The sequence below is a fragment of the Halomonas sp. AOP13-D3-9 genome (genome assembly GCF_052379125.1).
Classification (GTDB): Bacteria; Pseudomonadota; Gammaproteobacteria; order Pseudomonadales; family Halomonadaceae; genus Vreelandella.
This window is the reverse complement of sequence record NZ_JBQSYH010000024.1, coordinates 46,800-67,109: the sequence shown is the minus strand read 5'-3', so window position 1 is coordinate 67,109 and position 20,310 is coordinate 46,800. Positions and strand designations below refer to the sequence as shown.

Annotated in this window: 16 protein-coding genes; 15 read left to right on the top strand and 1 reads right to left on the bottom strand. The window is 56.6% G+C overall.

All coding sequences use genetic code 11. The features are described 5' to 3' along the window. Nucleotides 1–132 precede the first annotated feature (132 nt). A complete protein-coding gene (locus ACT3UM_RS21820) occupies nt 133–1,923 on the bottom strand; it encodes a sugar phosphorylase (RefSeq protein ID WP_498902153.1) in 1,791 nt (596 codons plus the stop codon). Between the two features lie 210 nt (nt 1,924–2,133). Here ACT3UM_RS21820 and nrdR point away from each other — a divergent pair, with 210 nt between their 5' ends. The 15 genes from nrdR to ACT3UM_RS21745 all read left to right on the top strand — a co-directional run bounded on the left by nrdR (nt 2,134) and on the right by ACT3UM_RS21745 (nt 20,309). After that, a complete protein-coding gene (gene nrdR, locus ACT3UM_RS21815; protein WP_498902152.1) occupies nt 2,134–2,613 on the top strand; it encodes a transcriptional regulator NrdR in 480 nt (159 codons plus the stop codon). Continuing rightward, nucleotides 2,610–3,776: a bifunctional diaminohydroxyphosphoribosylaminopyrimidine deaminase/5-amino-6-(5-phosphoribosylamino)uracil reductase RibD gene (gene ribD / locus ACT3UM_RS21810; RefSeq protein WP_498902151.1), complete on the top strand. Its 1,167-nt coding sequence runs from the start codon at nt 2,610–2,612 to the stop codon at nt 3,774–3,776. The genes nrdR and ribD overlap by 4 nt, the downstream gene beginning before the upstream one ends. A gap of 111 nt (nt 3,777–3,887) precedes the next feature. Beyond that, entirely contained in the window at nt 3,888–5,054 is a 1,167-nt protein-coding gene (ribBA, locus tag ACT3UM_RS21805; RefSeq protein ID WP_498902150.1) for a bifunctional 3,4-dihydroxy-2-butanone-4-phosphate synthase/GTP cyclohydrolase II, read from the top strand. Nucleotides 5,055–5,100: 46 nt separating this feature from the next. Next, nucleotides 5,101–5,589: a 6,7-dimethyl-8-ribityllumazine synthase gene (ribH, locus tag ACT3UM_RS21800; protein WP_498902149.1), complete on the top strand. Its 489-nt coding sequence runs from the start codon at nt 5,101–5,103 to the stop codon at nt 5,587–5,589. Next, entirely contained in the window at nt 5,586–6,080 is a 495-nt protein-coding gene (nusB, locus tag ACT3UM_RS21795) for a transcription antitermination factor NusB (RefSeq protein ID WP_498902148.1), read from the top strand. Before ribH ends, nusB begins: the two co-directional genes overlap by 4 nt. Nucleotides 6,081–6,116: 36 nt before the next feature. Continuing rightward, nucleotides 6,117–7,106 (top strand): thiamine-phosphate kinase, encoded by a 990-nt coding sequence (gene thiL, locus ACT3UM_RS21790; RefSeq protein WP_498902147.1) that lies wholly within the window; start codon nt 6,117–6,119, stop codon nt 7,104–7,106. Then, the gene (locus tag ACT3UM_RS21785) at nt 7,103–7,576 is read left to right on the top strand and encodes a phosphatidylglycerophosphatase A family protein (RefSeq protein ID WP_498902146.1); all 474 of its coding nucleotides are present in this window, start codon (nt 7,103–7,105) and stop codon (nt 7,574–7,576) included. The genes thiL and ACT3UM_RS21785 overlap by 4 nt, the downstream gene beginning before the upstream one ends. Before the next feature lie 65 nt (nt 7,577–7,641). Next, the gene (locus ACT3UM_RS21780; RefSeq protein ID WP_498902145.1) at nt 7,642–8,898 is read left to right on the top strand and encodes a DUF945 family protein; all 1,257 of its coding nucleotides are present in this window, start codon (nt 7,642–7,644) and stop codon (nt 8,896–8,898) included. A 115-nt stretch (nt 8,899–9,013) separates the two neighbouring features. Next, nucleotides 9,014–11,533 carry an endopeptidase La gene (lon, locus tag ACT3UM_RS21775; RefSeq protein WP_498902144.1) on the top strand — a complete coding sequence of 840 codons (2,520 nt, stop codon included), beginning with the start codon at nt 9,014–9,016 and terminating at the stop codon, nt 11,531–11,533. A gap of 166 nt (nt 11,534–11,699) precedes the next feature. After that, nucleotides 11,700–13,868 (top strand): methyl-accepting chemotaxis protein, encoded by a 2,169-nt coding sequence (locus ACT3UM_RS21770; protein WP_498902143.1) that lies wholly within the window; start codon nt 11,700–11,702, stop codon nt 13,866–13,868. Between the two features lie 169 nt (nt 13,869–14,037). Further along, the gene (locus ACT3UM_RS21765) at nt 14,038–16,212 is read left to right on the top strand and encodes a methyl-accepting chemotaxis protein (protein ID WP_498902142.1); all 2,175 of its coding nucleotides are present in this window, start codon (nt 14,038–14,040) and stop codon (nt 16,210–16,212) included. Nucleotides 16,213–16,367: 155 nt separating this feature from the next. After that, nucleotides 16,368–18,212 carry a dihydroxy-acid dehydratase gene (gene ilvD, locus ACT3UM_RS21760; RefSeq protein WP_498902141.1) on the top strand — a complete coding sequence of 615 codons (1,845 nt, stop codon included), beginning with the start codon at nt 16,368–16,370 and terminating at the stop codon, nt 18,210–18,212. Nucleotides 18,213–18,267: 55 nt separating this feature from the next. Further along, on the top strand, nt 18,268–19,323 hold the full coding sequence (locus tag ACT3UM_RS21755) for an oxidoreductase (protein WP_498902140.1): 1,056 nt from the start codon (nt 18,268–18,270) through the stop codon (nt 19,321–19,323). A 369-nt stretch (nt 19,324–19,692) separates the two neighbouring features. Next, the gene (locus ACT3UM_RS21750) at nt 19,693–19,935 is read left to right on the top strand and encodes a hypothetical protein (protein WP_498902139.1); all 243 of its coding nucleotides are present in this window, start codon (nt 19,693–19,695) and stop codon (nt 19,933–19,935) included. Between the two features lie 44 nt (nt 19,936–19,979). Next, on the top strand, nt 19,980–20,309 hold the full coding sequence (locus ACT3UM_RS21745) for a DUF6036 family nucleotidyltransferase (RefSeq protein WP_498902138.1): 330 nt from the start codon (nt 19,980–19,982) through the stop codon (nt 20,307–20,309). Nucleotide 20,310 lies beyond the last annotated feature (1 nt).

Below are 20,310 nucleotides of genomic sequence, written 5' to 3'. Positions count from 1 at the left end.
GCTAGAGATCTAATAACCGCCATCTTAACACTGGCAATCCCTAGTATAATGCTGTGCTGGTATTATCGCAGCACGACATTATTTAGGGATTATATGCTCTGTACTTGAGGCATTATGCCGCAACTGACGGTATTAGCTGTCAGCCACCAACCAACGTACCGCGTAAGGCGGAAGGGCGCCTTCGGCGACCCAAGGGTTGTCAGGATCCAGCGCTTGCCAGGCGTGTTTTTCAAGTGCCAGGGTAACTGCCTCACCCATGTTCTCTAAAGGAAGCGGTAGGTCGGTGACGTTATACAGCGCTAGCAGACGGCGACCATCGTGGAGCGGGCCGCGCTCTACCGCCAACAGTTCCGGTGCTGAGACCACAACCCGTTGAGCGGCATTGGGGTGAAAGCAGGGCTCCTTGCGGCGCTGGTCTAATAGCCGGTTTAAGGCGTGGAAAACATCGTGAGTGGGCGTTGACGGGCTATCGAGTAGAAGGTCAAGCTCGCTACGCTGCCAGCGCCGACGGTTGATCGAGCGCAGGCGCCCACTGCGCTCCACGCCTTCCACGTCATTGAGGGTGCCCGTTAGCGTATGGATATACAGCGCGGGGATGCCCTGTAAGCTGAGCATAATCGCTTGGCTGCATAGAAAGCGCGCAATCTGCCACGGGTCGGGGCCGCGGCGGGTGCCGCGCATGGCTTCAAACCAGGTGATATTGATCTCATAGGGCGTATCGCTGCCATCCGGGTTACTGCGCATGCTGACAAAGCCGCCGAACTTGTGCATCAGTTCCAGCAGCGCATCGCGCTCGTGATCGGGCAGCAAGCCTTCCAGTGGGCGCACGCCAATACCGTCGTGACTGGCCGTAAAGTTGAGATAGGTGCAGTGGTCAGGCAGCACGGGAAGGCTGGCAAGCCAGGTTTGCAGGGTGCTCGCTTCGCCACGGGTGAGGGTATGCAACAGCAGGGGGGGAAGGGCAAATTGATACACCATATGGGCCTCGTCGGGCTCACCTTCCGCAAGACGATCTAAGCCAAAATAACTGATGTTTTCCTGGTGGGGCACATTGGTTTCGGTAATCAGTAGGGTGCCTGGAGCCACGTGATCCACAATCGCCCTTAGCAGCCGCACCACGGTGTGGGTTTCCGGCAGATGAATGCAGGCGGTACCCAATTTCTTCCACAGAAAGGCCACCGCATCCAGACGCACAATCCGCGTGCCTTGCTCCAGGTAGAACAGCAAAATACCCACGAACTCGAGCAGTACATCCGGGTTTTCAAAGTTTAGATCAAGCTGGTCTTCGGAGAATGTCGCCCACAGATAGCGGGTGCCGCGCCGGGTGGAAATAGGGACTAGCAGTGGGCTGCTGCGCGGTCGCACCACCTGGGAGACATCGGTATCCGGGTCGACCTCGATAAAGTAGTCGCGCCCCGGCAGACTGCCGCTCAGGTAATCGACAAACCAGAGAGACTCCCTTGAAACGTGGTTGAGCACCAGGTCGGCCATTAAGTGATAATGGCTGCCCAGCTCGCGGATATGCGACCAGTCGCCGAGATCGGTGTTCACTTCCCGATAGTGGATCACCGAAAAACCGTCGTCGCTGCTCCAAGGAAAGAAAGGCAAAACGTGCACGCCGCTGATGCGATCGCCCAGCCGGGCTTGAAGAAAATCGCTAAGCACGGCCAGCGGTGGCTCGCCCTCTTCAAGGATCGAGTCGCCATAGCTGATCACCCACTGGTCTTTTTCGCTCCAGGAAGGTGCATTATTGGCGTTGGTTTCTACGGGGTTGGGTGAAAATGGGGCAAGCGACTGGAAATGTGCCAGGCGCTGGTTTAAACGGCGCTGCACTTCACCCGCCCGGGGCCCGTAAAGGTGGCTGAGGTAGTCATGAACGGTATTTGAAAATGTGTCGTGAACGGTCTTCTCAAAGGGGGGCATGGGGGACTCCTGATAAACAATCTGCCACAAACGCTGCAGCTTGTGTGCCAAATCGTTACAATACGAGGTTAATATCGCGTTTAAACGCTAAGATATATTAGCTTGTGGCAGTTGCTACTGCGAAACGCCATTAATAGCACACACATTGACAGGTTATAACACGCTAACTCGTGGGGCACGCCGACACGAGCTGACAACAGGTTGACCGCCATGCATTGCCCTTTTTGTGGTGCAAACGATACTCGAGTGACCGATTCGCGGCTGGTAGCCGATGGTGACCAGGTGCGCCGTCGCCGCCAGTGTGCGAGCTGCCATGAGCGCTTTACCACCTACGAGACCGCTGAATTGGTCATGCCGCGGGTGGTGAAGTCTGACGGCTCCCGGGAGAGCTTTAATGAAGCCAAACTGCGGGCAGGCATGCTGCGCGCACTGGAAAAACGCCCGGTCAGTGCTGAAGCCATTGAAGCGGCGGTGGAGCGCATTCGTCAAACCCTGCGCGCTCGGGGTGATCGTGAGATCAACGCCCGGGATATCGGTGAGTCGGTCATGCAAGCGCTTAAAACCCTTGATCACGTAGCCTATATCCGCTTCGCTTCGGTGTATCGCAAGTTCCAGGATCTGGATGAGTTTCGCGCTGAGATTGATCGGCTTTCCCAAGAGCCCCCAAACAAGAGCGGGCCGTCACAATGAGCAGCGATTTTAGCCACGCCGACCACCGCTATATGGCGCGGGCGCTGCAACTGGCGCAAAAGGGCTTATACACCACTGATCCCAACCCGCGGGTCGGCTGTGTGATTGTGCGTGATGAGCAGATTGTCGGTGAAGGCTTTCATCGGTGCGCCGGTGAACCCCATGCCGAAATCCACGCTTTGAATGCCGCCGGTGAGCGGGCCCAAGGGGCGACCGCCTACGTGACTCTGGAGCCCTGTTCTCACACCGGGCGCACCGGGCCCTGTGCGGTAGCCTTGAAGGAGGCCGGCGTGTCACGGGTAGTGATCGCGATGGTGGATCCTAACCCCCAGGTGAGCGGTCGCGGCATTCGCATGCTTGAAGAGGGCGGTGTCGAGGTTGCTGTGGGCTTGCTTGAGAGTGAAGCGCGTGGGTTGAACCCCGGCTTTATTGCTCGCATGACCCAACAGCGTCCCTTTGTGCGCCTGAAAATGGCGATGAGTTTAGACGGCCGTACCGCCATGGGATCCGGGGAGTCCCAGTGGATTACCGGGCCCGAAGCGCGTACCCAGGTGCAGCGGCTGCGGGCGCGCTCCAGCGCCATATTGAGCGGTGTGGAGTCGCTTATTATGGACGACTCACGGCTAACGCTACGCAAAGAGCAGCTGTACCTCGATAATGTTGACGACGTGGTTCGCCGCCAGCCTCTGCGGGTGATTTTAGATACCCACTTGCGCTTACCCCTGGCGGCGGCCTGTTTAAGCGAACCAGGACGGACGCTAGTGATCACCACGCCAGAGCACGCGGAGGAGAAGCGCGAACGGCTAATCCAAGCGGGTGCGGAAGTTCAGATAGTGCCCGCTGGGAGCGATGGCCGTATCGATCTAGTGGCAATGCTGCAGTGGTTAGCGGAAAATGAACAGGTTAACGAACTGCTGGTGGAAACCGGTGCGACGCTGGCGGGCGCTATGCTTGACGCGGCGCTGGTCGATGAACTGCAGCTGTTCGTCGCCCCCACGCTGTTAGGTGGCGAAGCACGGCCGCTTTTTGCGCTGCCAGGGCTCTCGCGTATGGCCGACCAGCGGCGTTTAACCATTCATGATATGCGAGCGGTGGGACGTGATTGGCGCATTATCGCTTCTCCTCAGGCGACTAGCGCATTGAACGAGAGCAAGGTACCCTGACGCGCAAAATCATGACTAACAGACGCGACGGTTTTCGTGAAAAATGTCACGAAAACCGTTCGTGATAACCGTTCATGACAACCGCTTGCAAAAACATAAATTGGAGATTCCATGGCGCACCCCTCCTCTAGAGGCTTAGCCCCTATCGCCGAGCTGGTTGAAGATATTCGCCAGGGCAAAATGGTGATTCTCATGGACGATGAGGATCGCGAAAATGAAGGTGATATCATCATGGCCGCCGAAAAAGTGCAGGCCGAGCATATCAACTTTATGGCCCGTTTTGCCCGTGGCTTGATCTGTATGCCAATGACCCGTGCCCGTTGCGAGCAGCTTAACCTGCCGCTGATGGTGCGTGATAACGGCTCCGGTTTTGGTACCAAATTTACGCTTTCGATTGAGGCAACCGAAGGGGTCACGACCGGTATTTCCGCGGCGGATCGAGCGCGCACAGTACAGGCAGCGGCGGCGCCCCATGCCAAGCCGTCGGATATCGTGCAGCCAGGACATATCTTTCCGCTGATGGCAGAGCCGGGCGGTGTGCTGCGTCGCGCCGGGCATACCGAAGCGGCGTGTGACTTGGCGGCTCTGGCAGGCTGTGACGCCAGCGGTGTGATCTGCGAAGTCATGAATGATGATGGCAGCATGGCGCGGCGCCCGGAACTCGAAGCCTTTGCTCATGAGCACGGTATTAAAATTGGCACCATTGCGGATTTGATTCACTACCGCATCGTTAATGAGCAGACCATCGACCATCTGGAAGCGTCAACGGTGATGACCTCCCATGGCGAGCTGACGCTGCACGTTTTCCGTGATCGTATACAGGGCGCCCATCACCTGGCATTGGTGAACGGCCAGCCCACGCCTGAGCAAGCCACCACGGTGCGCGTGCATCTTACCGATACGCTGCGCGATGTGATGGGCTTAATGAAAGACGAGCAGTGCCGTTGGGATGCTCATCGGGCGCTGGAAGAGATTGCCGGTGCCGCGCCGGGTGTGTTTGTACTGATCGATGACGGTCGCCCCCATCAGGATTTAAAAGATCAGCTGGATATCTTTTTGGATCGCGTGCGTCAGCCGCGTACCAGTGATTCCGACGGCGCCGGTAACTACTTAACCATCGGCACCGGTTCGCAGATTCTGCGCTATTTAGGCGTGGGTAAAATGCGCTTACTGAGTTCACCGTGGAAGTTCTCCGCGCTGTCCGGCTTTGACCTCGAAGTCGTCGAGCGCCTGGGGCCTAACGACACGGCGTACGAGCCAACCTCTCAGCAGGACTAATTCAGCAGAACTAGTTCAGCAAGACTAATTTAGCAGGAATAAATTGATGCACTCCCTCACTCAAGTTGAAGGTACCTTTGTTGACGTCGATGGCCGCTATGTCATCGTGGTTGGCCGTTTTAACCATCACGTGGTAGATAGCCTGGTGGAAGGCGCCGTCGACAGCTTGACCCGCCACGGTGTAGACGCCGAACATATTCACATTGTTCACGTGCCGGGGGCCTGGGAACTGCCGTTGGCAGTGAAGCGGGTACTAAAAGTGATGAAACCCGATGCAGTGATTGCATTGGGTGCGGTCATCCGCGGTGGAACGCCTCACTTTGAATACGTGGCGGGTGGCTGCAATACGGCGATCAATCACTTGCAGCTTGAGTTTGATACGCCGGTGGCTAACGGTGTATTAACCGTTGAAACCATCGAACAAGCGATTGAGCGTGCGGGCACAAAAGCCGGTAACAAGGGCACAGAAGCTGCCATGGCCGCCATGGAAATGGTCTCTTTACTGCGCGCGCTACCGTTAGGAGATAGCCAATGAGCGAGCGCAAACCCTCTGCCGCTCAGCAGGGCCGCCACGCGGCACGTGAGTTAACCGTGCAGGGGCTTTACCAGTGGCACATGACGGGTAAATCCATCACCACGATTGAAGCCGAGTTTCGTAGTCAGACCGCAGATGACGATCTGGAGGATTATGAAAACTGGGTCAAAGTGATGGAGATTGCTGACAAAGCGCTGTTTCACGAACTGCTCCATAATACCGTGCGTTTCAAAGCGGAACTGGATCGTGAAATCTCCCCCCTGTTAGACCGCCGCCTGGAAGATCTTGATGCGGTTGAGTTGGCAATTCTGCGATTGGGCGCTTATGAGCTTTCCCGGCGCATGGAAGTGCCCTATCGTGTAGTGATTAACGAAGGCGTTGAGTTGGCTAAGTCATTTGGCGCCACCGACGGCCATAAATACGTGAATGGCATTCTCGACAAGCTGGCGATTCGCTTGCGCAGTGCCGAGGTCACCGCTCGTCGTCTCTGAACGCGAGCGGTATGACGATGCGTTTAAGGGGCCTTTGTGCTTGCCGAATTTGATTTGATTCGACGCTACTTTATGTCGTCGCAGGAGGCGTCGGCCGCGTCAAATGGCGTCACACTGGGATGTGGAGACGATGCCACGCTACTGGTACCGCCAGCAGGCCAAAAGTTGGTCGTAAGCGTTGATACCTCGGTGGTGGATGTACACTTTCCCCGCGAAGCCCCGGCATTTGCGGTGGGTCATCGTGCCTTGGCCGTTGCGCTGAGCGATTTGGCCGCCATGGGGGCGATTTCACGCTGGTGCTTAATGGCGTTGACCCTGGATCAGCGTCAATTTGCCGATGACGACGCTGCTCATGCTTGGCTGGCAGACTATGCGCGTGGCTTTCATGCCCTTAGCCAGCAGCACGCCACAACGCTGGTGGGGGGGGATGTCACTTCCGGTGCGCTCTCAGTGGGTGTCACCGTGATGGGCGAAGTCCCAGTGGGTGAAGCCTTGACCCGTGGCGGTGCCCAGGCGGGTGACCTGATCGCCGTCACCGGCGCATTGGGCGGCGGGGCAGGTGGGCTGGCGCTTTGGCAGCGGGGCGAGCGTGATGTAGCGCATCCGCTGCTAAGTCGCTATCTATTGCCGCAGCCGCGCTTAGCCGCGGGCCTGGCGCTACGTGGCTTAGCCACCGCGGCGCTGGATATTTCCGACGGACTGCTGGCGGATCTAGCGCACCTTCGCGAGGCTTCGCAAGTAGGGGCCGTCATCGCGTTAGACGCGCTGCCATTCGCTGATGAGCTGGAAAGCACGTTAGGTCGGGAGGCTGCTTTACAGGCGGCGCTTTCCGGCGGCGATGATTATGAGCTGCTAGTGACGTTGAGTGCTGACGATGTAGCCACGGCGCAGCAGCGCCTTGCGCCATTAGGCTTGACGCTGACCGTCATTGGCCACTGCTGTGAAGCGCTCGGCGTGAGGGCCTCTGACCAGAGTGATCTCAGCCGCTACGTTGGCTGGCAGCATTTTAGTGAGGAAGCGCCATGAATCGTGCACCTAAAAGTGTCTGGCGCCGTCCAACACATTTTTTTGCTTTTGGCTTAGGCAGTGGCACTGTGCCTTGGGCACCCGGTACCTTCGGTACCCTGGCAGCCATTCCGTTCTACTGGATGATGGCGGAACTGCCCCTGGGGTGGTACCTGAGTATCTGTTTTGTCACCTTTGTTATTGGCGTTTGGCTATGCGATAAAACGTCTCACGATCTAGGCGTCCACGACCACTCTGGCATCGTTTGGGACGAGTTTGTAGGTTACTGGCTGACCATGGCGGCGGTGCCTTTTTCGTGGGAAGCTGCGCTATGGGGGTTTGTGGTATTTCGCATCTTCGATGTCTTTAAACCCTGGCCGATACGCTGGGCAGACCGCCGCGTAGCGGGCGGTTTTGGCATTATGATTGATGATGTGATGGCCGGGGCCTACGCCTGGAGTACTATGCACCTGTGGTTCTGGCTTCACTAAAAGCACGGATGCAAAGCACTGTAGGCTGATAGCATCATCGAGTGCGTTGGCTTCAAGGAGGTAGCATGCGCAAGGAACGTCTGATTGTCCCCACACTGGCAATTATCGCCGTGGTGTGGATGGCAGCGCAGCTCCTCTCCAGCGTTCTTTTTGAACGCAGCCTGCGCCAAGCGCTCGAAGATTTGGAGGCGCGGGGAGAGTGGCGCGTCAACCGAACTGAGAGTCACCAGGGATGGCTAAGTTCTCAAGGTAGGCTGATTCTGTCACCGTTGCTGGGTCGTCCCTGGCGTCTTGAGCTGACCTATAGTGCGCGTCACGGTATTTTAACCACGGATGTCGAAGGTACTGTGCTGCCGCGCCTGGATACCGTATTGCAGCAGGCCGTGGGCGAAGTTACCGCCCCCTCTGTGCCGCGTTGGCAAGGGCGCTATCATACTCTGAGCGGCCACAGTGAGCTGCGCCTAGCGCTTGCTCCCTTTGTTATTCAGCAAAATGGCCGCGATTTAGCTGTCCGCGGCGGTCGGCTACGCTTGGAAGGCGTATTTGGCGATTGGCGGCTACGCGCGCTGTTTGACCAACTCACCCTCACCGATGGCATGGCCCAGCTAGCGTTAGGCCCCACGGAACTGGAAAGCCGCTACACCTATACCGACGGTGCCTACCACTTTGCTCAGCGTGACCACCTGCATATTGAAACGCTGACGCTGAGCTACCCCTCCTACGATATCCAGTTTTCGCCCCTCGACCTGAATAGTCATATGGTGCTGGATGAGAGCGAGCTGCGTATCAAAGGCGACCTAGAGGTAGGCGATGTGATGGTGCCCTCAGAAGCGCCGGACATGCCGCTACTTAATGGCCGCATAGAGATGGAGCTCTCCCGCCTGAATGCCGATGCGGTTCGCCACGTGATTCGCCGTTTGCGCCAGGAAGCCGCCTGGGGAGACGCTAGCCTACCCATGGCCGAAGGCTTGCTGGCACGCCTTGAGCCGGATCTGCGCAAAGTGCTTAGCGACTCGCCGCGTTTAGATGTGATGACCGTGGCCATCGACAGTCCGCTGTTGGGCATTCGCCTGGATGCGGATGGCGCACTGTTTTTTGATGCCCGCCAGTTGGATGAGTTGAGTGTGGTTAATCTGGATAATAAGAAAGAGCAGGCGAAGTGGTTGGAGCGTATTGATGGTGACTTCACCTGGCATGACGCGCCCACCGTCGCCGCGCTATGGTTAGGGCTGCCGCTCGGCACTCGCGAACTGCAGTTCGATGTGGTGCGCGGCGTTTGGCGTGTCAATGGCCGCCCGATGCCCGAACTCTGGCCTGAATAAGTGCTGTTAAACCGACTGTTCTACTCGTGAAGGGTTGAAGTTTTGGCGTACTGCCCGCATTCCATGGACAACGCTAGGCGGTTCTCACCGCCGGTATCGGTTCATTGGAGGACGCATGAGCGACCAGGATTACGAACACGACGCTGAACACTTTGAGTGGGAACTTGATGAACAGCCGTCATCATCCACTGATGACGTTCCCCGTAATGATAATGAAGAGCGTGCTGAAAAGAGCGGTGAAGAGCAGGGTAGCAAGCAAGGGGGCAATGACTACCGCTCAGACGGCGAAAGGGTCAACTCGTTGGTGCCCGCCAGCGACATGTTGCCCGAACGCATTTATCTCCTGCCTATTCATAATCGGCCTTTCTTCCCCGCCCAGGTACAGCCGCTGGTAATTAATCGTGAGCGCTGGGAAGAGACCATGCGCCGTGTGGGCAATACGCCGCATCACACACTGGGTGTTGCCTTTGTGGGCGAGCAGGGCGTTACCTCCCTGGATCATGAAGGCTTTCCAGAGATCGGTACCGCGGTCAAAGTGCATAAACTCAAAGGCGAAGACGATCAGATTCAGTTTATCGCCCAAGGCCTGCAGCGCTTTAAAATTACTCGCTGGCTGTCTAAAGAACCCCCTTACCTAGTCGAAGTCACCTATCCGAAAGAGCCGGTTGACGCGGAGAATGAAGAGACCCGTGCCTACGCCATGGCGATTATCAACGGCATTAAGGAACTGCTGCCGATTAATCCGCTGTATGGGGAAGAGCTCAAGCACTACCTCAACCGTTTTAGCCCCCATCAGCCGGGGCCGTTGACCGATTTTGCCGCTGCCATTACTTCCGCCAAAGGCCCTGAACTTCAGGATGTGCTGGCCACCCTGTCGGTGGAAGAGCGGATGCAGAAAGTGCTGCCGCTGTTGCGTAAAGAGATCGATGTGGCACTGCTGCAGGGCGAGATCAGCGAGCAGGTCAACGCGCAAATGCAGGATCGCCAGCGCGAGTTCTTCCTGCGCGAGCAGCTCAAGGTCATCCAGCGTGAACTGGGTATCTCCAAAGATGATCGGGAAAACGATGTGGATACCTTTAGAGCGCGTCTTGAATCGCTGGTCGTGCCCGAGCGCGTGCAATCGCGCATTGACGATGAGCTCAATAAGCTCAGCGTGCTGGAAACCGGCTCGCCCGAGTATGGCACTACGCGCAACTACCTGGATTGGCTCACCTCTCTGCCCTGGGGGGTGACCAGCCAGGATCAGTTGGATCTACCTCACGCCCGCCAAGTGCTGGATCGTGACCACGACGGCTTGAAAGACGTTAAAGAGCGCATTATCGAATTTCTCGCCGAGGGCACTTTTAAAGGCGACGTAGGCGGCTCGATTGTGCTGTTGGTCGGCCCGCCGGGGGTAGGTAAAACCTCCATCGGGCGCTCTATTGCTGAAGCCCTGGGGCGTCAGTTTTACCGCTTCTCGGTGGGTGGTATGCGTGACGAAGCGGAAATCAAAGGGCATCGGCGTACCTATGTGGGCGCTATGCCCGGCAAATTGGTGCAGGCCTTTAAAGAGGTCGAGGTCGAAAACCCCGTTATCATGCTCGATGAGATCGACAAGCTAGGGCAGTCCTTCCAGGGCGACCCCGCTTCGGCGCTGTTAGAAGTGCTCGACCCTGAGCAGAATGTCGACTTCCTCGATCACTATCTTGATGTGCGCATGGATCTCTCCAAGGTGCTGTTTATATGCACTGCCAACACCTTGGATTCGATTCCTGGGCCGCTGCTGGATCGTATGGAGCAGATTCGCCTCTCGGGCTATATCGCTGAAGAGAAGCTGGCGATTGCCAAGCACCACCTGTGGCCAAAGCTACTCAAGCGCGACAACCTGACCAAAAAGCGTATCAGTCTGTCCGATGCGGCCTTAAAGCAGGTAATCGAAGGCTACGCCCGGGAAGCCGGGGTGCGTCAGCTGGAGAAACAGCTGCACCGCATTGTGCGTAAGTCGGCGGTTAAACTGCTCGAAGAGGAGCCCGAAACCGTCAAGATATCGGTTAAAAACCTGGAGGAGTTCTTGGGTGCGCCGATCTTCCGCAAGGAAAAGGTGCTTACCGGCGAAGGGGTGGTGACAGGCCTGGCATGGACCTCCATGGGGGGCGCAACGCTGCCCATTGAAGCGGGCAAAGTGCACTCGCTGGATCGCGGTTTTAAGCTGACCGGCAAGCTTGGTGAGGTGATGCAGGAATCCGCCAATATCGCTTACAGCTATACCCTCGGGCATCTACAGGAGTATGGCGCCGATGCAGACTTCTTTGACTCGGCGTTTGTGCATTTGCATGTTCCCGAAGGTGCCACGCCCAAAGATGGCCCTTCGGCCGGTGTCACCATGACCACCGCACTGCTCTCGCTGGCCAAGCACCATGCGATCGATCGGCCACTGGCAATGACCGGTGAGCTAACACTAACCGGTCAGGTGCTTCCCGTTGGCGGTATTCGTGAGAAAGTGATTGCCGCGCGGCGCAGCGATATCTTTGAATTAATTCTGCCCGATGCCAATAAGCGTGACTACGAAGAGTTGCCGGACTATCTGAAAGAGGGTATGACGGTGCACTTTGCCAAACGCTACCGTGATGTGGCCAATGTGGTGTTTGGCCGCTGATAAAGCGTTTATTTATTTCCTTGCACAGGTTATTGGCCCCCTATTAAGCGTCTTACCAAAGTAAGGCGCTTTTTTTATATTTGTTCACTGGTTCGATAACAAGAACTACAGCCATAATAGCGCATGCTTTAACAAAAATTAATAATATCTAATTCTTGGAGAACTAATGCGCAATAATCAGCCCGTGACCCAACGCGATTATGTCCTGAGCGAAGAAGCGGTACTCATTTCCCGCTCGGACTTAAAGGGCAACGTGACCTATGCCAACCCCACTTTTGTTGAGGTCAGCGGCTACAGCCGTGACGAGCTGATCGGCTCTCCCCACAACCTCCTTCGTCACCCTGATATGCCTGAAGCTGCTTACGCGGATTTCTGGAAAACCATCCAGGCTGGGGTCACGTGGCAGGGGGTAGTCAAAAACCGCCGTAAAAATGGCGATCACTACTGGGTACACGCTACTGTCGCGCCACTGCGGGACGGTGAGCGTATCGTTGGCTACACCTCTGTGCGCCGCAAAGCTGCCGGTAAAGCCGTTGCCCGGGCCGAAAAAGTCTACGCCGACATTCGCGAAAAGGGCAAGTCCCGCCATTATAAGCTGGCTCAAGGTACGCTGCGGCGTAAAGGCTTGACAGGTATGCTGTCGCGCTTTCAGTTCTCTAGCTTGAAAGCCAAGCTCACCAGCATGGTCGTGGCATCGCTGCTGCTGCTCTGCCTTTCGGGTGGGTTAGGTGTATACGCGGTGATGATCTCCGGTGAACGGCTAGAAACCATCAATCGCTCCGGATTGGGTGATGTCGCCTCGTTGCAGCATATCGAACGCCATATTGGCCAAACGCTTGAGACGCTGGAGCCTGCAGTGCGCAGCCCCCGCCGCGCTGACCTGGATGCCGTCAACTCAGACATAGGCCAATACACCGAAGCCATGCAAACGCTATGGGCGGATTACTACGCGGGTGATGCGGTGACGGATGAGTCCGCCCAGGTCTTTGACAGTACGTTGGCTACCTGGATAAACGGGGTGCAAACAACCCTTGAAGCGATTCAAGAGGGCAATGGGTTTGCGGCCTTTGAAGCCTTTAATGACACAGTTGTGCCGACGACTGAATCACTACGTGAGATGAACAGCACGCTGGTCGAAAAGGTGCGTGCCGATGCCGAAGCGTTGGTCGCCAACGCGCAAGGCGGGCGTCAACAGCTGCTAATAGCGCAATTGGTGCTACTGGCTGTGGGCTTTTTAGTCATGATCGGCCTAAGCGTGATGATTCTGAAGTCGGTGTTTCGCAGTTTGTCCGGCGCGCGCTATATCACGTTTCAAATTGCCGCGGGTAACTTGGCTGCCCGTGAGCGTCGCCAAACAAACGATGAGTTGGGCGAGCTGCTCTACTCCCTGGACACCATGCGCTTCAGCCTTTCCAGCATCGTGGGTGATGTAGAGAGTCGAGTGTCTGTCGTCACCCCGGCGATTCAGCAGATAGCCGCTGAAAACGAAGAGCTCTCTTCGCGTACAGAACAGCAGGCATCGTCGCTTCAGCAGACCGCTTCGAGTATGGAGGAGATGACCTCGACGGTTCAGCAGAATACCGAGAATGCCCGCCAGGCCACTGACCTGGCGGTGCAAAATGCGGCAAGCACTCGGGAGACCGGGCAGCAGATGCAGCAGCTGGTGGAACGCATGCAGCGTATCGCCCAGAGTGCTGAGAAGATGACCGAGATGATCAGCGTGATCGACGGCATTGCTTTTCAAACCAATATCTTGGCACTCAACGCTTCGGTTGAGGCTGCCCGTGCTGGCGAACATGGCCGTGGCTTTGCGGTTGTTGCCAGCGAAGTACGCAACCTGGCCGGCCGCAGCGCGGATGCCGCCCAGGAAATCCGTAAGATGATTGATAGTACCACCCAGGAAGTCAGCGGTGGCCGCAGTGCTGTCGAGCAGGCGGAACGGGCGATTGAGGAGGTTTCTCAGCAAGTTAGTCGGGTCAGTGAGCTGATGGAATCGATTAGCACGGCGTCCAGTGAGCAGAGCAGTGGGATAGGGCAAATTAACTCGGCGATTGCCGAAATGGATACTGTGACACAGCAGAACGCCTCCAAAGTTCAGTCGATTGCGGCGTCAGCTGATAACCTCTCCCTTGAAGCGTTTGAGCTCGCCAATGTGGTCGATGCGTTCCGTTTGGAAGGCGCTCAGGATGAGAGTATTAAAGAGGCGCGGGCGAAGTTACAACGCGCTAACCACGCACTCAGTAAAGCAGCCCAGAGCTTACCTGCGCCTGCTGAGCAGCGCGCTAAGTCACCCTCAACACAGCCTCGTGCCGCTGACCAGTGGGAAGAGTTCTAGCCCGCCAGATAACGCTTTAGGTGTTTGATTTTCCTTTATTCGCTTTAATTACATGCCACCCTCTGCGGTGGCATATTTCATGCATTACCTCTAATTGAAAAGGCTTAGCGCCAGGGAACCGCTAATCCTAAAGATGGCGCAAGCCTTCAATAAAAAGTAGGGGGTCTAAATGCATAATGCCGAACAAGCAACATCCGCTGTGTATGAGCTAGCCGATGACGAAGTATTGATCTCGCGCTCGGATCTGCAAGGCAGAATTACCTACGCCAACCAGACCTTTGTAGAGGTGAGTGGCTACTCGTTGGACGAGATCATGGGTGAAGCCCATAGCCTGTTCCGACACTCGACAATGCCAAAAGGCGTTTTTCAAAACTTATGGGCAACCATTGAGGCAGGTAAAACCTGGCAAGGGCTGATCAAAAATCGTCGCAAAAGCGGAGAAGCGTATTGGATACATACCACCATTGCACCGCTGCTGGATGGTGAGCGCGTTGTGGGCTATACATCCATCCGGCGCAAAGCCTCGGCTAAGGCCGTTGCCCGGGCAGAGCGTGTTTACGCCGCGATGCAACAGGGCAAAATGCGCGGCTTTAAGCTTCATTATGGTGCATTACGACGCACGGGGGTGCGTGGTTGGGTGCAGCGCTTTAGTTTCAGTAGTATCCAGGCCAAGCTAATCGGGATGGTGTTGGCGTCTATTATCTTATTAGTGATGGCGGGGGCCGCAGGGGTTTACGGCTTAACCAGTTCCGCTGAACGGCTGCGAACACTCAATCAAACCGGCCTTGAAGGCATCACCGATCTTCAGCAGATTGGTCAGCGCGTTAGCCAAGTGATCCAGGCGTTAGAGCCAGCGGTGCGTAACCCGCGGCGTGCAGATCTCGACGTTCTGAACACACAGCTAGCCACCATGAGCACCGCTATTGAAGCGTCATGGCAAGGCTATACGGCTCAGCGCGAAATCGGCGATGTGCAGGAAGGGCTAACAGCACATCTCACCACTTTTACTGAAAGTGCCGATGCCACCCTGACGGCTATCCGGGATGGCAACGGCTTTGCCGCCTTTGAAGCCTTTAATGACACTGTGCAACCTACCTCTGAGAGTATTAGTGCCACTATCAATGTATTGGTGGACCAGGAGCGCGCGGCCGCCCATACCTTGATGGAAAACGCCGAGCATCAACAGCAAGTCCTGTTATACGGCCAGTTAGGCGTTCTACTGCTAGGCATCATATTAATGGTCGGCCTGAGCATGGCCGTACTCAAATCGTTGATTAAGTCGCTAAACGAGGCGCGCCGGGTTACGTTCCAAATTGCCGCGGGAAATCTCGCCAACCGAGTGACCCTAAAACGTAATGACGAGTTAGGCGAGCTGCTGAGTTCGCTGGAAACCATGCGTGCCAGCTTGTCGGGGCTGATCAGCGAGGTGGGCAACAAAGTCGATGTGGTGACACCGGCCTCTGAACACATCAAACAGCAGAATGAAGACCTGGCGTCGCGCACCGAGCAGCAGGCGTCCTCGCTGCAACAAACCGCTTCTAGCATGGATCAAATGACCGCTACCGTGCAGCAAAACAGCGAAAACGCCCGTCAGGCCAATCAACTGGCTATGCAAAACGCCACCACCAGCCGTGAAACCGGCGAGCGCATGCAGGCGCTGGTCGAGCGTATGGAGCGCATTGCCGCCAGCGCCAATAAAATGACCGATATCATTAGCGTGATTGACGGCATCGCTTTTCAAACCAATATTCTGGCCCTGAATGCCTCTGTGGAAGCGGCAAGGGCCGGCGAGCAGGGGCGTGGCTTTGCGGTAGTGGCTAACGAAGTGCGTAACTTAGCCGGGCGAAGCGCCGATGCCGCAGGCGAAATTCGCCGCTTAATCGACACTTCCTCCCAGGAGATCAGCGGCGGCGCCGAGGCGGTAAAAGAAGCCGAAGCCGCTATTGATCAAGTCGTCAACCAAGTCATGAAAGTCAGCGATATTATGGAGGAGATCAGCACCGCCTCCGATGAGCAGAGCAACGGTATCGCGCAAATAAATACCGCCGTCTCGGAAATGGACCATGTTACCCAGCAGAACGCCTCTAAAGTGCAGTCGATTTCCAGCGCCGCTCAAAATCTCACCCGAGAAGCCCTGAGCCTCGCTAACGTTATCGCCGCTTTCCGCTTAGAGGGGGCTGCCGAAGAAAGCAGTGAGACTGCCCGTGAGCGCTTGCTTAAGCAAGCGGGACTGGCGCCCACGCCATCATTAGCGACGGCCCCTGCATTAACCTCCTCCCAGAACTCATCGCCTCAGCGTACTGCCCAAGCCCAGCCAGCCGAAGAGGCGTGGGCAACCTTCTGATAAATCCGCGCCATGGAGGGCGCTTCAAATCCTGCATCTAGTCTCTACGCATCGCTCATGCCACAATCTAAGGCCGTTGGGTTGCCCCCAGCCCACGCCTTTTATGCAGTGGGCTGATAAATAATAGACAGTAGAAATAGAGAGTAGAGGACGCTATGCCAGAGTATCGCTCACGTACCACCACCGCTGGCCGCAATATGGCCGGTGCCCGCGCGCTATGGCGTGCCACGGGTATGCAGGATGGTGATTTTCAAAAGCCGATTATTGCAGTTGCCAACTCCTTCACCCAGTTTGTGCCGGGCCATGTTCACTTAAAAGACATGGGCCAGCTGGTGGCGCGTGAGATAGAAAAAGCCGGTGGTGTTGCCAAAGAGTTTAATACCATCGCGGTGGACGATGGCATCGCCATGGGCCACGACGGCATGCTCTACTCACTGCCTAGCCGTGATCTGATCGCCGACAGCGTCGAGTATATGTGCAACGCCCACTGCGCCGATGCGCTGGTGTGTATTTCCAACTGCGACAAAATTACCCCAGGAATGCTGATGGCCGCTCTGCGCATCAATATTCCGGTTATCTTCGTTTCCGGCGGACCCATGGAAGCGGGTAAAACCAAGCTGCTCAACCATGGGCTGGATCTGGTCGATGCCATGGTCATGGCTGCTGACGACAGCGTAGACGATGAGACCTTGGCGGAAGTAGAGCGCAGCGCCTGCCCCACCTGCGGCAGCTGTTCGGGTATGTTTACCGCCAACTCAATGAACTGCCTGACTGAAGCGCTGGGCTTGGCGCTGCCGGGCAACGGCACGGTGCTGGCCACTCACTCGGATCGCCGCCGCCTGTTTGAAACCGCGGGGCATCGCATTGTCGAGCTGGCCAAGCGCTACTACGAAGGCGACGAGGCGCACCTGCTGCCCCGTGCCATTGCCTCCAAGGCAGCGTTTAAAAATGCCATGACCCTGGATATCGCCATGGGCGGCTCGACCAATACCATCCTGCACTTCCTGGCGGCGGCCCAGGAAGCCGAGGTGGACTTTACCATGTCGGATATCGACCGCCTCTCCCGTGAAGTGCCTCAGCTATGTAAAGTGGCGCCCAATACCCAGAAGTATCACATCGAAGACGTTCACCGGGCCGGTGGTATCATGGCCATTCTAGGCGAGCTGGATCGTGCCGGGGTGCTGGATACGTCGGTACCCACCGTGTACGGCGATAGCCTCAAAGCCGCGCTGGATGAGTGGGATATCATGCGCTCGCCAAGCGCTGAAGTGGTTGAGTTCTTTAAAGCCGGGCCGGGCGGCATTCCCACCCAAACGGCGTTTTCCCAAAGTGCTCGCTGGCCGAGTCTGGATGGCGACCGCGCTACCGGCTGTATTCGTGACCTTGAACACGCCTTCTCACAGCAGGGCGGCTTGGCGGTGCTCTACGGCAATATCGCGCTGGATGGCTGTGTGGTCAAAACCGCCGGTGTCGATGACTCAATCCTGGTGTTTGAAGGCCCCGCCCATGTGGTGGAGTCCCAGGATCAGGCCGTTGCCGATGTGCTGGCGGATAAGGTCAAAGAGGGCGATGTGGTAGTGATTCGCTACGAAGGCCCCAAAGGCGGCCCCGGTATGCAGGAAATGCTCTACCCGACCTCTTACCTAAAATCCAAAGGGCTAGGCAAGGCCTGCGCGCTGCTGACCGATGGGCGCTTCTCGGGGGGCACCTCAGGGCTCTCCATTGGCCATGTTTCCCCGGAAGCCGCAGCGGGTGGCGCGATTGGTTTGATTGAGCAGGGCGACCTGATCCGTATCGATATCCCCAACCGGGCGATCAATGTCAAATTGACCGACGCTGAGCTGGCGGCTCGCCGCGAAGCGATGGATGCCAAAGGTGTCACTGCCTGGAAGCCAGTCGAACAGCGTCCTCGCAAGATCACCCCAGCGCTTAAAGCCTACGCGCTGTTGGCAACCTCCGCCGACAAAGGGGCGGTTCGGGATCTAAGCAAGCTCGATTGATACTCGCAGCTGATACACGCAATCGACATTCGCAACAATCCGAGTAAGGAATCAAATGAAGGCGATTATTAACGTTGGATTAGTTGGCTACGGTTTCGCTAGCCAAACCTTCCACGCACCGCTGATCCAGGCCACGGAAGGCCTGGATTTGGTGGCAGTGTCGTCAAGCGATGCCGCCAAGGTGCAGGCGTCTCTTCCCAATGTTGAGGTTGAGAGCCAAGCGCTGGCGCTATGCCAGCGCCCTGACATTGATTTGATTGTTATCCCAACCCCTAACGACACGCATTTTTCGCTCGCCAAGGCGGCCTTAACGGCGGGCAAGCACGTCGTGGTCGATAAGCCGTTTACGGTCACGCTGTCAGAAGGCAAACTGCTCAAAAAGTTGGCAGATGACAAAGAGTGTCTGTTGTCGGTATTCCACAACCGCCGCTGGGATAGCGACTTTCTGACCGTTAAAGATCTGCTTAAGGCGGGGACATTAGGTCGGCTGGTGAATTTTGAATCCCATTTTGACCGCTTCCGTCCGGAAGTTCGTGACCGTTGGCGCGAGAAAGCCTCCCCCGGTGGTGGTATCTGGTACGATCTGGGCCCACACCTTCTGGATCAAGCCTGCGAACTGTTTGGCATGCCCCACGCAATCCTGCTGGAGCTAGGCGCACTGCGGGATGGCGCCAAGGCCGACGATGACTTCCTGGCACTGCTCGACTACGAAAGCTTTCGGGTTACCCTGGCAGCGGGCACGCTGGTGGCGGAACCGACGCCACGCTTTCGGATTAATGGCACCCAAGGCAGCTTCATAAAATACGGTTTAGACCCTCAAGAGGATCGCTTAAAAGCAGGCGAAGTGCCGACATCCCAATGGGGCGAAGATACCCAACATGGCACCCTGACACTGCGCGAAGGAGAGGGCGAAAACGCTCCGCTAACGCGTCGTGAACTTCCAACTCTGTCGGGAGACTACCTTGCCTATTACCAAGGCGTCACCGCCGCTATCCGTGATAAAACGCCGCTACCGGTCAGTGTCGACGATGCCCTGCGCTCAATGGCCCTGCTGGAAGCAGGCCTCGACAGCCACCGACAAAGGCGCTGGATCGCATTGAAAAATCATTGATGTGAGGGGGTGAGGAGTGAGTCGTGAGTGGGTTTTCGTAGCGCGGCGTAAGCGTCAGCGCACCCGTGGATGCAGCGCGAAGCGGTGCCGGGGTTGGTTCCGTGCCATTGGGCGTCGTTCCGCCGCCTCCCGCGGGTGCCTCATTCGCTCGTGCCTCGCGAGATTCGTTACCACGCGCTACGGTACGTGCTCGAACTGAATCTTTAGGTTTTCGTAGCGTGGCGTAAGCGTCAGCGCACCCGCAGCGGCGGCCCGGCGCGAAAGCAGCGCGAAGCGGTGCCGGGGTTAGGGATCACTACTACCATTAGGTTTGTTAAGCTAGTCCCAACCGCTGTTGCAGTGTTCGTTACGGGCTTTTTAGGGGGAAACATGCCGATAGAACCTGGTGAATACCCGATAATTGAGCCCAGTACAGCGTTAGGGCGTGCGCTCGTCGAGTTTTTCGATGTGCTTGAGCCCGTGTATGCAAGTGGTGAGAAAGGCATCTTTCAAGTGATTGTCTTTGGGGGTTGCGCGGTTCACATTCATTCTCAAGCGCGGGGGAGTGCGGATATAGACGCCGAGGTCGCGTCCCATGGTTTGGCCAAAAATCTGACATTGTTGCGCTCCTAGATGAAGACACCTATGTTTTCACAGATGAAGATGGCGTAGTGCAAATGCTAGAACTGGATGCTAGCTTCAATACGACGCTGGCTCCTTTACATGAAGATTACGAAGATCGCGTCATTCGCTTAGTGACACAAAGCCATGTACCCAACGTAGAAGTCTACGTCGCAAGTGCGCTTGATGTGGCAATTACCAAACTTGGGCGTTTTGGTGACCGTGATCAAAATGAAATCCTAACGCTGCTGCAGCTTCCGTATATAAACATCGAAGAATTTGAACGGTTAGCTCGAGAAGCAATCAGCTACTATGTGGGGGATGGAACTCGCATTTCGGGTAACCTTAAGGTGATGCTAGACGACTATCATGGTAGCGAGGGTTAGT

What these genes read in the sequence shown, in the direction of transcription:
- ACT3UM_RS21820 (WP_498902153.1), bottom strand. Translation starts at nt 1,923, where the DNA reads ATGCCCCCCTTTGAGAAGACCGTTCACGACACATTTTCAAATACCGTT.
- nrdR (WP_498902152.1), top strand. Translation starts at nt 2,134, where the DNA reads ATGCATTGCCCTTTTTGTGGTGCAAACGATACTCGAGTGACCGATTCG.
- ribD (WP_498902151.1), top strand. Translation starts at nt 2,610, where the DNA reads ATGAGCAGCGATTTTAGCCACGCCGACCACCGCTATATGGCGCGGGCG.
- ribBA (WP_498902150.1), top strand. Translation starts at nt 3,888, where the DNA reads ATGGCGCACCCCTCCTCTAGAGGCTTAGCCCCTATCGCCGAGCTGGTT.
- ribH (WP_498902149.1), top strand. Translation starts at nt 5,101, where the DNA reads ATGCACTCCCTCACTCAAGTTGAAGGTACCTTTGTTGACGTCGATGGC.
- nusB (WP_498902148.1), top strand. Translation starts at nt 5,586, where the DNA reads ATGAGCGAGCGCAAACCCTCTGCCGCTCAGCAGGGCCGCCACGCGGCA.
- ACT3UM_RS21785 (WP_498902146.1), top strand. Translation starts at nt 7,103, where the DNA reads ATGAATCGTGCACCTAAAAGTGTCTGGCGCCGTCCAACACATTTTTTT.
- ACT3UM_RS21780 (WP_498902145.1), top strand. Translation starts at nt 7,642, where the DNA reads ATGCGCAAGGAACGTCTGATTGTCCCCACACTGGCAATTATCGCCGTG.
- lon (WP_498902144.1), top strand. Translation starts at nt 9,014, where the DNA reads ATGAGCGACCAGGATTACGAACACGACGCTGAACACTTTGAGTGGGAA.
- ACT3UM_RS21770 (WP_498902143.1), top strand. Translation starts at nt 11,700, where the DNA reads ATGCGCAATAATCAGCCCGTGACCCAACGCGATTATGTCCTGAGCGAA.
- ACT3UM_RS21765 (WP_498902142.1), top strand. Translation starts at nt 14,038, where the DNA reads ATGCATAATGCCGAACAAGCAACATCCGCTGTGTATGAGCTAGCCGAT.
- ilvD (WP_498902141.1), top strand. Translation starts at nt 16,368, where the DNA reads ATGCCAGAGTATCGCTCACGTACCACCACCGCTGGCCGCAATATGGCC.
- ACT3UM_RS21755 (WP_498902140.1), top strand. Translation starts at nt 18,268, where the DNA reads ATGAAGGCGATTATTAACGTTGGATTAGTTGGCTACGGTTTCGCTAGC.
- ACT3UM_RS21750 (WP_498902139.1), top strand. Translation starts at nt 19,693, where the DNA reads ATGCCGATAGAACCTGGTGAATACCCGATAATTGAGCCCAGTACAGCG.
- ACT3UM_RS21745 (WP_498902138.1), top strand. Translation starts at nt 19,980, where the DNA reads ATGCTAGAACTGGATGCTAGCTTCAATACGACGCTGGCTCCTTTACAT.